Origin of the sequence: Streptomyces sp. NBC_01352 (assembly GCF_036237295.1) — a bacterium.
GTDB lineage: Bacteria > Actinomycetota > Actinomycetes > Streptomycetales > Streptomycetaceae > Streptomyces > Streptomyces plumbiresistens.
The window spans coordinates 2,261,509-2,274,396 of the sequence record NZ_CP108354.1 but is presented as its reverse complement, the minus strand read 5'-3'; the positions used below and the strand labels follow the sequence as shown (position 1 = coordinate 2,274,396).

At 72.0% G+C, this 12,888-nt stretch carries 11 protein-coding genes; 6 read left to right on the top strand and 5 right to left on the bottom strand.

What is annotated here, in order from left to right:
- Window positions 1–2 precede the first annotated feature (2 nt).
- Genes OG252_RS10780 through OG252_RS10770 form a run of 3 tightly spaced genes read left to right on the top strand, consistent with a single transcriptional unit; the run spans window position 3 to window position 3,347 of the window.
- Window positions 3–1,142 (top strand): NAD(P)/FAD-dependent oxidoreductase, encoded by a 1,140-nt coding sequence (locus OG252_RS10780; RefSeq protein ID WP_329345118.1) that lies wholly within the window; start codon window positions 3–5, stop codon window positions 1,140–1,142.
- Window positions 1,139–2,200: a saccharopine dehydrogenase gene (locus OG252_RS10775; protein ID WP_329335519.1), complete on the top strand. Its 1,062-nt coding sequence runs from the start codon at window positions 1,139–1,141 to the stop codon at window positions 2,198–2,200. Before OG252_RS10780 ends, OG252_RS10775 begins: the two co-directional genes overlap by 4 nt.
- On the top strand, window positions 2,193–3,347 hold the full coding sequence (locus tag OG252_RS10770) for a saccharopine dehydrogenase family protein (RefSeq protein WP_266450188.1): 1,155 nt from the start codon (window positions 2,193–2,195) through the stop codon (window positions 3,345–3,347). Before OG252_RS10775 ends, OG252_RS10770 begins: the two co-directional genes overlap by 8 nt.
- 39 nt (window positions 3,348–3,386) lie before the next feature.
- On the opposite strand, the gene OG252_RS10765 is transcribed toward OG252_RS10770, so the two are convergent.
- Window positions 3,387–4,613: a serine hydrolase domain-containing protein gene (locus OG252_RS10765; RefSeq protein ID WP_266450190.1), complete on the bottom strand. Its 1,227-nt coding sequence runs from the start codon at window positions 4,611–4,613 to the stop codon at window positions 3,387–3,389.
- 242 nt (window positions 4,614–4,855) lie between these two features.
- On the opposite strand from OG252_RS10765, the gene OG252_RS10760 reads away from it, so the two are divergent.
- The gene (locus tag OG252_RS10760; RefSeq protein ID WP_329335514.1) at window positions 4,856–5,293 is read left to right on the top strand and encodes a PPOX class F420-dependent oxidoreductase; all 438 of its coding nucleotides are present in this window, start codon (window positions 4,856–4,858) and stop codon (window positions 5,291–5,293) included.
- Window positions 5,294–5,632: 339 nt separating this feature from the next.
- Here OG252_RS10760 and OG252_RS10755 read toward each other — a convergent pair whose 3' ends face one another.
- Together OG252_RS10755 and OG252_RS10750 are read right to left on the bottom strand one after the other, a co-directional pair.
- Window positions 5,633–6,976: an MFS transporter gene (locus tag OG252_RS10755; protein WP_329335512.1), complete on the bottom strand. Its 1,344-nt coding sequence runs from the start codon at window positions 6,974–6,976 to the stop codon at window positions 5,633–5,635.
- A 194-nt stretch (window positions 6,977–7,170) separates the two neighbouring features.
- On the bottom strand, window positions 7,171–7,836 hold the full coding sequence (locus OG252_RS10750; RefSeq protein ID WP_266450194.1) for a TetR/AcrR family transcriptional regulator: 666 nt from the start codon (window positions 7,834–7,836) through the stop codon (window positions 7,171–7,173).
- 159 nt (window positions 7,837–7,995) lie between these two features.
- Here OG252_RS10750 and OG252_RS10745 point away from each other — a divergent pair, with 159 nt between their 5' ends.
- Both OG252_RS10745 and OG252_RS10740 read left to right on the top strand, forming a co-directional pair.
- On the top strand, window positions 7,996–8,874 hold the full coding sequence (locus OG252_RS10745) for a shikimate dehydrogenase (RefSeq protein WP_329345117.1): 879 nt from the start codon (window positions 7,996–7,998) through the stop codon (window positions 8,872–8,874).
- 42 nt (window positions 8,875–8,916) lie between these two features.
- Window positions 8,917–10,722 carry a bifunctional sugar phosphate isomerase/epimerase/4-hydroxyphenylpyruvate dioxygenase family protein gene (locus tag OG252_RS10740; protein WP_329335510.1) on the top strand — a complete coding sequence of 602 codons (1,806 nt, stop codon included), beginning with the start codon at window positions 8,917–8,919 and terminating at the stop codon, window positions 10,720–10,722.
- Here the strand turns inward: OG252_RS10740 and OG252_RS10735 are convergent.
- Both OG252_RS10735 and OG252_RS10730 read right to left on the bottom strand, forming a co-directional pair.
- Window positions 10,709–12,172 (bottom strand): membrane-associated oxidoreductase, encoded by a 1,464-nt coding sequence (locus tag OG252_RS10735; protein WP_329335509.1) that lies wholly within the window; start codon window positions 12,170–12,172, stop codon window positions 10,709–10,711. The genes OG252_RS10740 and OG252_RS10735 overlap by 14 nt on opposite strands.
- Before the next feature lie 124 nt (window positions 12,173–12,296).
- Window positions 12,297–12,884: a histidine phosphatase family protein gene (locus OG252_RS10730; RefSeq protein ID WP_329335507.1), complete on the bottom strand. Its 588-nt coding sequence runs from the start codon at window positions 12,882–12,884 to the stop codon at window positions 12,297–12,299.
- Between the last annotated feature and the right edge of the window lie 4 nt (window positions 12,885–12,888).

The following is a 12,888-nucleotide window of genomic DNA, read 5'->3' as shown; positions in this document are numbered from 1 at the left end:
CCATGCGCGCGGGTGTCGTCGTGGTCGGCGGCGGGGTGATGGGTACCAGCATCGCCTGCCACCTGGCCCGGGCGGGCGTACGGGACGTCGTGCTCGTCGAGCGGGACGAACTCGCCTCCGGGTCCACCTCGAAGGCGGCGGGCGGGGTGCGGGCGCAGTTCTCCGACGAGCTCAACATCCAGCTCGGCGCGCGCAGCCTGGAGGCGTTCGCCCGCTTCAAGGAGGACACCGGGTACGACATCGGGCTGCACCGGGTCGGCTATCTGTTCCTGCTGTCGACGCCCGAGGACGTGGCCTCCTTCGAGGCGGGCGTACGACTGCAGAACTCCCTCGGCGTGCCCAGCCGCCTGATCGACCCGGCCGCGGCCCGACGGCTCTCCCCGCTGATCAGCACCGACGGCCTGCTCGCGGCGGCCTTCTCGCCCGACGACGGCCACTGCACGCCCGAGGCGGTCGTCCACGGCTACGCGGCCGCCGCCCGCCGCCACGGCGCGACGATCTGGCGGCACTGCGAACTCACCGGGATCGAACGGCACGGCGACGACATCACGGCCGTCATGACGAGCCGGGGCCGGATCGCCACCGACACGGTGATCTGCGCGGCCGGCGCCTGGTCGCGGGCGGTCGGCGCGATGGCCGGCGTGGACCTGCCGGTCGAGCCGCTGCGCCGCCAGATCGCGGTCACCGAACCGGTCGAGGGACTGCCGCCCGACCTCCCCATGACCATCGACTTCACCACCAGCCTCTACTTCCACACCGAGGGCCCCGGCCTCCTCGTCGGCATGTCCGACCCCGAGGAGCGGCCCGGCTTCGCCACCGACACGCACGACCGCTGGATCCCCCGCCTGGGCGCGGCCATGGAACAGCGCGCCCCCGCCCTCCTCGACCTGCGCCGCACCGGCGGCTGGGCGGGCCTGTACGAGCTCACGCCGGACCACAACGCCCTGATCGGCGAGGCGACTTCGGTATCCCGTTTTCTGTATGCGACCGGCTTCTCCGGCCACGGTTTCCTCCAGGGACCGGCCGTCGGCGAGGTCGTCCGAGACCTGTACCTGGGCCGCGTACCCTTCGTGGACGTCAGCCCGCTGAGCGTCGGCCGGTTCGCGGCCGACGCCCTTCGCCCGGAGGCCAACCGCGTATGACCGAGCTCCACCTGTGGCTGCGCCACGAGGTCCGCACCACCGAGCGGCGCACCCCGATCGTCCCGTCCGACGCGCGCCGGCTCGTCGACAGCGGCGTGACGCTGACCGTCGAGGAGTCCCCGCAGCGGATCTTCCCCGTGGAGGAGTACGAGGCGGTCGGCTGCCGGATCGCGCCCGCGGGCTCGTGGGTGTCGGCGCCCGCCGACGCCGTCGTCCTCGGCCTGAAGGAACTCCCGGACGGACCCCCTGATCTGACCCACCGGCACGTCTTCTTCGGGCACGCCTACAAGCGGCAGCCCGGAGCGGCCGACCTGCTCCGGCGGTTCGTGCGCGGGGGAGGGGCACTGCTCGACCTCGAATACCTCGTGGACGACCACGGCCGCCGCCTCGCCGCCTTCGGCTTCTGGGCGGGCTACCTGGGCGCCGCCCTGGCAGTCCTCCAGCACCGGGGCAGGCTCCAAGCGCCGTTGACACCCACCGGCAAGGACGCGCTGGACGAGACGCTGCGCCCGGCGGCCGGGGACGAGGAGTTCACCGCCCTGGTCGTCGGGGCGCTCGGCCGCAGCGGGCGGGGCGCACGCGTCGCCTTCCGCGAGGCCGGCGTCGATCCCACCTGCTGGGACCTCGAGGAGACCCGCGACCTGGACCGGGGAGCCCTGCTCGCCCACGACGTCATGGTGAACGCCGTCCTCGCCACCACGCCCGTCCCGCCCTTCCTCCGCGAGGAGGACCTCGACGCTCCGGCCCGCCGCCTGCGCACCCTGTGCGACGTCACCTGCGACGTGGGTTCGCCCCTGAACGTCCTGCCGGTCTACGACCGCACCACCGACTGGACGGACCCGGCCCGCCGGCTGCGCAAGGAACCGCCGCTGGACCTGATCGCCATCGACAACCTGCCGTCCCTGCTGCCGAAGGAGTCCAGCACCGACTTCTCGGCCGCCCTGCTGCCCCAGCTCCTCGACCTCGGCGTCGGCGGGCCGTGGGGGCGCTGTCTGGACCGGTTCCACCAGGCCTGCCGTGAACTCGGCATCGTAGAAGGGCAGTCGCGTGATGTCTGAGGTGGTTCCCGCGAGCGGCACGGTCCACTGGATCGGCGCCGGACTGTCCACCGGCAGCGGTCTGGCCGTGCTGTGCGAGGCGGCCGAGCGGGTGCGGCTGTGGCACCGCACCGAGGAACGCGCCGCCGAGGCCCTGGCCGGGCTCGGCCTCGCCTCCCGTGCCGAGCCCCGCGCGTACACGCCGGACGCGCTCGCGGCCGACCTCGCGCCCGGGGACGTGGTGGTGTCGATGCTGCCCGCTCCCGAACACGCCGCACTGCTGGCCCTGTGCGTGAGCGAGCGGGCGCACTTCGCCTGCTCCAGCTATGTGTCCGACGCGGTGCTGGAGCAGGTGCCCGCGGCCGCGAGGGCCGGGGTCGTCGTCCTCACCGAGGCGGGCCTCGACCCGGGTATCGACCACCTCTTCGCGCACAGCCTCGTCGCCCGCGCCAGGGAGGCCGTCGGCGACGGCACGCCGGCCTCCTACAGCCTCACTTCCTACTGCGGCGGCGTCCCCGCCGTCCCGAACGACTTCCGGTACCGCTTCAGCTGGGCCCCCGCAGGAGTCCTGAACGCCCTGCGCTCGCCCGCCCGTTACCTCGAGGACGGCGCCGAGACCACCGCCGACCGGCCCTGGGAGGCGACCCGGCGGCACGTCGTGGACGGCGAGACCTTCGAGGTCTACCCCAACCGGGACAGCCTCCCCTTCGTCGAGCAGTACGGACTGCCCACGGCCTGGAAGCCGCGCACCTTCGTCCGCGGCACCCTGCGTCTGGACGGCTGGCTGCGTGCCTGGGACGGCGTCTTCGCGGAGCTGCGGACCGGCGACGACGCCCGGATCGCCGCCCTGGCCCAGGAGTTGGCCGCGACGTACCCGACCACGGACGCCGACCGCGACCGGGTCGTCCTCGCCGTCTCGCTGGACGTGCACGGCGGGGCCGGCGGGGACTGGTCGGGCGGCTACCTCCTGGACCTGGTGGGTGACGAGCGGGAGAGCGCGATGGCCCGCTGTGTCTCCCGCCCCCTCGCCCTCGGCGTCCGGCACATCCTGGACGGCTCCCTGCCGCCGGGCCTTTGCCGCGCCGCCGAGACCGGGGCCCGCTCCCAGGAGTGGCTGGCCGAACTCGCCCGGGAGGGCGTGCACTTCACCCTCCGGGTCGATCAGTAGGCGGGCACGGCACGTGCGCGACCGATCCGGGCCCGGTTCCTACTCGGCGACCGCCTCGTGCACCAGCCGCTTCAGATCCGGGAAGATCGTGTGCGAGCTCTTCGGCCGCACCTGCGTCATGAACTGCACCGTCAGGTCCCGGCTCGGGTCCACCCAGAACGTCGTGGTCGCGACGCCGCTCCAGCCGTACGTCCCGAGCCCCGAGGGTGCCTGCGTGCGGGCCGGGTCGATGACCACGGAGACGCCGAGGCCGAAGCCGACGCCGTCGTTGCCGGGTTCGTCGTGGGCGGGGCGGCTGCCGAAGGAGCGCAGGTCGGCGCCGCCCGGGAGGTGGTTCGACGTCATCAGCTCCACCGTCTGGGGAGCGAGGAGACGGGTGCCGTCGAGTTCGCCGCGGCGGCGCAGCAGTTCCATGAAGCGGTGGACGTCGTGGGCGGAGGCCACCATGCCGCCGCTGCCCGACAGGAAGCGCGGGCGGCCGTGCAGCGGGAGGCCGGGGATCGGCTCGATGCCGCCGTCGGCTTCGCCGTACAACTCGCAGAGTCTGGGCGCCTGGTCCTCGGTGACGCGGAAACCGGCGTCGGTCATCCCGAGCGGGCCGAAGATCCGCTCGGCGAAGAACGTGTCCAGCGGCTGCCCCGACGCCACCTCGATGATCCGGCCCAGCACGTTGGAGGCGACCGAGTAGTTCCACTGGGTGCCCGGCTCGAACTGCAGCGGCAGGCTCGCGTACACCTCGGTCGTCCGGGCCAGGTCCGAGCCCGGTACCACCGACGACTCCAGACCGGCCTCGCGGTAGAGGGCGTCGACGGGGTGCGCGTGGTAGAAGGCGAAGGTCAGGCCCGAGGTGTGGGTCAGCAGGTGCCGCACTCGTATCGGACCGTCGGCCGGGCGGGTCACGGTGTCGGCGCCGGAGCCGCTGACGTACACCCGAGGCTCCGCGAAGGCCGGAACGAACCGTTCGACCGGGTCGTCCAGCGACAGGCGACCCTCCTCCACCAGGATCAGCGCGGCGACCGCGGTGACCGGTTTGGTCATGGAGTAGATCCGCCACAGGGTGTCGGCCTCGACGGGCAGCCCGGCCGCGAGGTCGCGGTGGCCGTGCGTCGTGAGGTGGGCGACGCGTCCGCCGCGGGAGACTGCCACGAGGTAGCCGGGCATGCGGCCCTCGTCGACGTAGTGGGCGAAGTGCTGGTCGAGGCGGTCCAGCGCCTTGGCGTCCAGCCCGACCTCACCCGGGTCCACCTCTTGTCGCAGCAGTGCCATCGTTCTCCTCCGTCGCGTTCGTCGAGGTGGTCCGGCAAATACCCCGCCGTGACGACCTCAGACATCATCGTCGCGCAGGAACGGCTCTACGGTCCCCCGCATCAGCATGATCGTCGATCGCTGTGAGGGAACGCACCAAGCAGCGTCCCGCAGGCCGTCGCACCGGCCACGGCCACGACGGAAAACCCGGAGCACGGGGAATACGCGGAATACACGGCTCGGTCCGCCGGGTTGATCAGGGCATGACTCAGGACGCGCTGCTGCACCTGCTCTCCGAAAGCCACGGCGGGGTCCTGGTGACCCTCAAGCGCGACGGGCGGCCCCAGCTGTCGAACGTCAGCCACGCCTACTACCCGGACGAGCGGATCATCCGGGTCTCGATCACCGACGACCGCGCCAAGACCCGCAATCTGCGCCGCGATCCGAGGGCGTCGTACCACGTGACCAGCGCCGACCGGTGGGCGTACACGGTCGCCGAGGGCACGGCCGACCTCACGCCCGTGGCGAAGGACCCGTACGACGAGACGGTGGAGGAGCTCATCCGCCTCTACCGTGACGTCCTGGGCGAGCACCCCGACTGGGAGGACTACCGGGCCGCGATGGTCCGCGACCGCCGGCTGGTGCTGCGGCTGAAGGTGGAGCGGGCGTACGGGGTTCCCCGGAGGAGTTCTCAGGGCTGACCCCGGGATGAGTGGCAGGGGCGGTTGTTCTTGAGCGCGCAGGGGGCGGCCGCCGTTCCCCTCACGCCCCCCGCAGCAGGGGTGGGCGACCGGTAATACTCCGCGCGCACCGGCCGCCCCTGAAACCGGCCGGTGCGCGCGGAGGTTCTCCCCCTCGGGGTCAGGGATGTCGCAGCGCGCGCAGAGGTGTCCTTTTCTGCTTGGTTCGGCCGATGTTCTTGCCCAGGACGTCATCTGTCAACGGGGCGCAGGGGAGCACGCCCGGCACACGACCTGCCCCCGGCACACGACATGCCCCCGGAACCCGTCGAGGCTCCGGGGGCACGGGAAACGGCGGGATCAGGCGGTGACCTTCTCCGGCTGCCGCGCCCCCTCGGGGGACCGCTCGCCGAGCTGCTCGGTTGGGACCTTGTGGGTCTCGCGGGCCGTGAGGGCGGCGACGACCGGCGGGACGCACAGGGCGGCGGTGAACAGGGCCACCGCCGACCAGTCGTCGCCGTCCGGGCCCGCGATCTGCGCGGCGAAGGTGACCGCGAAACCGGCCACGGCGAAGCCGATCTGGGTGCCGATGGCCATGCCGGACAGCCGGACGCGGGTGGAGAACATCTCGCCGTAGAAGGAGGGCCAGACCCCGTTCGCGGCGCTGTAGACGACGCCGAAGGTGACGATGCCGAGGATCAGGGTCAGGGCGTAGGAGCCCGTGGAGATCGCCCACAGGTACAGGAACATCATCACCGCGCTGCCGACGGCTCCCACCAGGAAGACCGGGCGGCGGCCGATGCGGTCGGACAGGGTGGCCCACAGCGGGATCGCGGCGAGCGCGACGAGGTTGGCGAGCGCGCCCACCCACAGCATGGAGGAGCGGCTCATACCGACCGTGTCGCTGGTCGCGTACGACAGCGCCCACACCGTGAAGATCGTGCTGACCGAGGCGATCAGGGCGCCCGCGACGACCCGCAGGACGTCCGCCCAGTGCTCGCGGAGCAGGATCGCCAGCGGCATCCTGACGACGCCCTCCTTGGCGGTCTGCTGGGCGAAGGCCGGGGTCTCGTCCAGCTTGCGGCGGATGACGAAGCCGACGACGGCGACCGCGACACTCATCCAGAACGGCACCCGCCAGCCCCAGGACAGCAGCTGGTCGTCGGGCAGCGCGGCGACGGGGATGAAGACCAGCGTGGCGAGCAGCTGGCCGCCCTGGGTGCCGCTGAGGGTGAAACTGGTGAAGAAGCCGCGCCGCTCGGGCGGCGCGTGCTCCAGTGACATGGAGTTGGCGCTGGCCTGCTCACCGGCCGCCGAGATGCCCTGCAGGACACGGCACAGCACGAGCAGGACGGGGGCGAGGGTGCCGACCTGGTCGCGGGTGGGCAGACAGCCGATGAGGAACGTCGAAACGCCCATCAGGATCAGCGTGAAGACCATGATCTTCTTGCGGCCGAGCTTGTCGCCGAAGTGCCCGAGGAAGAGCGCGCCGACCGGGCGGGCCGCGTACGCGACGCCGAACGTGGCCAGCGACAGCAGGGTCGCGGTGGCCGGGTCGGACTCGTCGAAGAAGACCTCGGGGAAGATCAGCGCGGCCGCGCTGCCGTAGATGAAGAAGTCGTAGTACTCCAGGGCGCTGCCGATCCAGGCCGCAGTGGCGGCTTTTTTCGGCTGGCCTGGGGGCGCGGCGACGGGGACGGACACGGCGTGCTCCTTCGGGGGAACCCCACCATAGGCGGAGTGAGCGGAGGGGAGAGGGGCCGGATCTTCGGCTAATTAACCCACTGGATAGTTAGTGGCGGTGGGTGGGATGTTGCGCCGACGTTTCCCGCGTGTCAAGAGGTCGTACGGAAGGATCCACGGAAGGACCTTCCTGTTCAGGCGCTGCCCGTCCGCCCTCAGTCCGTCGCGCGCTCCGCCGTCAGGTAGGCGATCACCATGTCGCCGAGCATCGCGCGGTAGTGCTCGCGCTGGGCGGGATCGATCAGGTCGCGGCCGAACAGGGCGCCGAAGGTGTGCCGGTTGGCGACCCGGAAGAAGCAGAACGCGCTGATCATCGCGTGCAGGTCGACGGCGTCCACGTCGGCCGTGAACAGCCCCGACTTCTGCCCCTGTTCCAGGATCCGGCGGATCACGTCGAGCGCCGGCGAGCTGATCTTGCCGAGCTTCTCGGAGGCGGCGATGTGCACGGCCTCGTGGATGTTCTCGATGCTCACCAGGCGGATGAAGTCGGGGTGCTGCTCGTGGTGGTCGAAGGTGACCTCAGCCAGGCGCCGGATGGCGGCGACCGGGTCCAGGTGTTCGACGTCGAGCCCCTGCTCGGCCTCGCGGATCACGGCGTACGCCCGCTCGAGCACGGCCGTGAACAGCTGCTCCTTGCCGCCGAAGTAGTAGTAGATCATCCGCTTGGTGGTGCGGGTGCGGGCCGCGATCTCGTCCACGCGGGCCCCGGCGAAGCCTGCCCGGGCGAACTCCTGGGTCGCCACATCGAGAATCTCGGCCTGGGTGCGGACGGCGTCACGGATGCGCCCGTTCGGTCGTGCCGGTTCTTCGACGCTGGTCATCGCGTTCCTTCGGGCTTACGGGTCAGTGCCGCAGATTGTAGAAGGACGGGCGCCGCGCAGGACCTCGGTCATCGTCCGAGGGCTTCCCGTGGACCGATGAGGCTGATATAGCTAACGTACTAGTTCGTACATTGTGAGCCGCTCAGGAGGTCCCGCGTGGTGCCCAAGGACTCGTATCTCGTCGGTCTGATCGGTTCCGGTATCGGGCCCTCGCTCAGTCCCGCGCTGCACGAGCGGGAGGCCGACCGTCAGGGTCTGCGCTATGTGTACCGGCTCCTCGACATCGACACCCTCGGGGTCCCGCCCGAGGCGGTGGGCGACCTGGTCCGGGCGGCCCGGCAGCTGGGCTTCGACGGGCTCAACATCACGCACCCCTGCAAGCAGCAGGTCATCCGGCACCTGGACGCCCTAGCCCCGCAGGCCGAGGCGCTGGGCGCGGTCAACACCGTCGTCTTCGAGGAGGACGGCCGGGCCGTCGGCCACAACACCGACGTCACCGGCTTCGCCGCCTCCTTCGCGCGCGGGCTGCCCGACGCACCGCTGGAGCGGGTCGTGCAGCTGGGCGCGGGCGGTGCGGGCGCGGCCGTCGCGCACGCCATGCTCACCCTCGGCGCCGAGCGGGTCACCGTCGTGGACGCGATGCCCGAGCGGGCGGCCGCTCTCGCCGACTCCCTGAACCGCCACTTCGGCGAGGGGCGGGCACTCGCCGCCACTCCCGGCCGGCTGGCGGAGCTGCTCGCCCGGGCCGACGGCCTGGTCCACGCCACCCCCACCGGCATGGCCGCCCACCCCGGCCTGCCCTTCCCCGCCGCACTCCTGCACCCCGGCCTGTGGGTGGCCGAGGTGGTCTACCGCCCCCTGGAGACCGAGCTGCTGGGCACCGCCCGCGCGCTCGGCTGCGCCACGCTCGACGGCGGCGGCATGGCCGTCTTCCAGGCCGCGGACGCGTTCCGCCTGTTCACCGGCCGGGAACCCGACAGCGCGCGGATGCTCGCGGACATCGCGGAGCTGGCCGGCGCCGTACCGGCACCCAAGTAGTACCGGGTAGTACCGGGCGTCCCGACAGACAGAGGTACCGACATGCGTACGTCCATCGCCACCGTCTCCCTCAGCGGATCCCTCACCGAGAAGCTCACGGCCGCCTCCCGGGCCGGCTTCGACGGCGTGGAGATCTTCGAGAACGACCTGCTCGCCAGCCCTCTCACCCCCGAGGAGATCCGCGCCCGCTGCGCCGACCTCGGCCTCACCATCGACCTCTACCAGCCGATGCGGGACATCGAGGCCGTGCCCGAGGACGAGTTCGCCCGCAACCTGCGCCGCGCCCGGCACAAGTTCGAGCTGATGAACAGGCTCGGTGCCGACACGGTCCTCGTCTGCTCCAGCGTCTCCCCGCTCGCCGCGGACGACGACGCCCTCGCCGCCGAGCAGCTGGCCCGGCTGGCCGACCTGGCGCAGGACTTCGGCATCCGGGTCGCCTACGAGGCGCTCGCGTGGGGACGGCACGTCAGCACCTACGACCACGCCTGGCACATCGTGGAGACCGCTGGCCACCCGGCGCTCGGCACCTGCCTGGACAGCTTCCACATCCTCTCCCGGGGGTCGGACCCCAAGGACCTCGAAGGCATAGCGGACATCCCCGGAGAGAAGATCTTCTTCCTCCAGCTGGCCGACGCCCCGCTGCTCGCGATGGACGTCCTGCAGTGGAGCCGCCACTACCGCTGCTTCCCGGGACAGGGCGGCTTCGACGTCGCCGGGCTCGTCCGCAGTGTTCTGCATACGGGATACGACGGTCCGCTCTCCCTGGAGATCTTCAACGACGTCTTCCGCCAGGCCGAGGCCGGTCCCACCGCCGTGGACGCCCGGCGTTCCCTCCTGGTCCTCCAGGAGACGGTCGGTATCGCCGCACCGCCCGCCTCGGTCGCCCCGACCGGCATCGCCTTCGCCGAACTGGTGACACCCGACGCCGAACCGCTCTCGGCGGTGCTCGGCGCGCTGGGCTTCGCCCGCACCGCACGGCACCGCAGCAAGCCCGTCGACCTGTGGCAGCAGGGCGAGGCCCGACTCCTGGTCAACACCGGGACCGCCGTACGCCGTGACGGCACCGGGCTCGCCGCGATCGGGCTGGAGTCACCGGACCCGACGGTCGCCGCCCGCCGCGCCGAGGCCCTTCTGGCCCCCGTGCTGCCCCGCCGCCGCGCCCCGGAAGACGCGCAACTGGACGCCGTGCTCGCCCCCGACGGCACGGAGCTGTTCTTCTGCGCGACGGACCGCCCCGAACTCCCCAACTGGCGAGCCGACTTCGAGGACATCGCCCAGGCGCCGGCACCCGGACACGCGGCCCGCATCGACCACCTCGCGCTCACCCAGCCCTGGCACCACTTCGACGAGGCCGCCCTCTTCCACCGCAGCGTGCTCGGCCTGCACGCGCAGGAGAGCGTCGACGTCGCCGACCCCTACGGGCTGATGCGCAGCCGCGCCGTCACCACCGACGACGGCAGCGTCCGGATCGCCCTGACCGTCGGCGCGGCCCCCACCGACGACACGGTCCACGCCCAGCACATCGCGCTGGCCACCGACGACGTCGTCGCCGCGGCCCGCCGCTTCGCCGAGGCCGGCGGCCGGCTGCTGCCGATCCCCGCCAACTACTACGACGACCTGGCGGCCCGGTACGAGTTCACCGACGGCGAGCTGGAGACGTACCGTGAACTCGGCATCCTCTACGACCGCGACGCGCACGGCGAGTTCCGCCACTGCTACACGCCCACCATCGGCCGCGTCTTCTTCGAACTGGTCCAGCGCGACGGCGGCTACCGCGGCTACGGCGCCCAGAACGCCCCCGTCCGCCTCGCCGCCCAGCACGCGGTGCGGCGGCTCACTGGCGGCTGACGGTCCGGGTCACGCCGGCGAAGACCGTCGTGGCCAGGATCCAGCCGGCGATCACCAGGGCGTACGACAGCGTCTGGTACCCGCCCTCCGGCGCGAAGGCGCCCTCCTGACCGAAGGAGATCACCGGCAGCAGCAGATCGAGCGTGTAGAACAGCGGGTTGAAGTCGGGGGCCTCGGACGGCTTCAGCGGGCGCGGGTGGTGCAGCGCGTACGCGACCGAGCCGATCACGAGCAGCGACAGCAGCCACCCGAAGGCGCGCAGCGGGCGGAAGCCGTAGCCGACGGCGGCGTCCTGGACATGGCCCCACAGGCGGCCGTACCAGGGGAGCGTGGTGCGGTGCCGGCGCTGCTTGGCGAGCTGGACGAGCCGGGCGGCGTGGTCGTCGCCGATGCGCAGGTAGGCGGCGGTCAGCTGCTCGTAGGCGTGCGGGACGTAGCCCTCGTCGTCGCGCTCCACCATCTCCAGGCGGCGCGCGGCGGGCTCGTGCGGGGAGAGGGAGGTGTAGACGAGCCCGTTGAGCAGGACCCGGGCGGGCACCGCTTCCGGCTCCACGAACAGTTCGTCGATCTGGGCGCGGAGCAGATTGAGGGTGCCTTCCGCGGGCGGACTCTTACGCAGCCACAGCTCTCCGATGGTGGAGCTGCTCGCCCGCAGCACGCCGTCTCCCGGGTTCGACAGCCGGGCGTACGACAGGTCGAGGCGGCCCGCGATCCGGGCGCCCCGCAGGCCGATCCAGCCTTGGGTGCGCACGTGCCGCAGATGGATGTCGCCCTCCACCACGAGGGTCTGTGCGTCGAGGACGACCTCGCCGGGGTGGCTGAGGTGCGCGTCGTTGAGATTGACCGACCCGGCGACCGTGGCGCCGTTGAGACGCACCTCCCCGTGCGCCCGCAGCCCGGGAGCCCACAGGTCGTCGCCGATGGTCACCTGGTTGAGCTGGAGGGCCGGCTCGTCGGTGCCCGACGCGGTGAACTCCGCGCGGTCCATGAACAGGGCTCCGGCGAGCTGCGCCCCGCCGAGCCGCACCGGCCCGAGGAAGCGGCAGTCCGTCATCCGCAGGACGCCCTCGACCTGCATGGTGGCGGCGGTCAGTCCCGGCAGTACGGACCAGCTGAGGTTCAGCTGGCGCAGCCGGGACGCGTACAGCAGCGGGGTGTCCTCGAAGAAGCAGTGGCTCAGCCGTACCGCGTGGTCGCTCGTCCCGTACCGCAGGTCGAGTACGCCGGTGATGCGGGCGCCCGACAGTTTGAGGGCGGGTATCTCCCCGTCCTCCTGCGGGCCGTTGAGCAGCAGCGTCCGCAACACGGCGCCCCGGACGGTCCGTTCGGGGCCCCAGTCCGCACCCTGGGCCACATCCTCGTCGTCCGAGCCACGGAAGTTCACGGACTCGCCCCGGGGAAAGGCACGCCACACCCGCAGTTCGGCCGGCGTCAAGTTGTCGATCTCCATCAGCCGGGACTCTGACGTGCCGCTCCCCGGGTGTCAACCCGCCCCCGTGGTGGGCGGGTTCCGGACGCGGCCAACGCTCGTCGCCCGCGTCCGGAACCTACTGCGGTCCGGGTCCTGCCTCGGCCTACGGCTTGGTGTTCCACTCCGCGATCACCGGTCGACCGTGTTCCGTGGACAGTCGACTGTATGTCGCCGTCGCGAGCTGGAACAGCCGCCCGTCCGCGGGATCCAGTCCCAGCCGGCGTGCCGTCAGCACGCGCAGGAAGTGGCCGTGGGCCACGAGGATGACGTCACCGTCGGGGAGGGCGGCGTCCACGCGGGCGAGCACCCGGTCGGCGCGCAGTCCCACCTCGGCGGGCGACTCGCCGGGATGCCCGTCGGGGCCGGGCGGCACGCCGTCGGTCCACAGGTACCAGTCGGGCCGGGTGCGGTGGATGTCCACGGTGGTGACGCCCTCGTAGCCGCCGTAGTCCCACTCGTGCAGGTCGGGGTCGGACACGACCCCGGTGAGGCCCGCCAGTTCGGCGGTGCGTATCGCGCGGCCGAACGGGCTGGACAGGGCGAGAGCGAAGGTCCGCGACGAGAGGAGCGGAGCGAGCAACTTGGCCTGTTCCTCGCCGTGCTGGGTGAGGGGCAGGTCGGTCCAGCTGGTGTGCTGTCCCGACACGCTCCACTCCGTCTCACCGTGGCGGACCAGAAGAAGATCCCCCACGGCC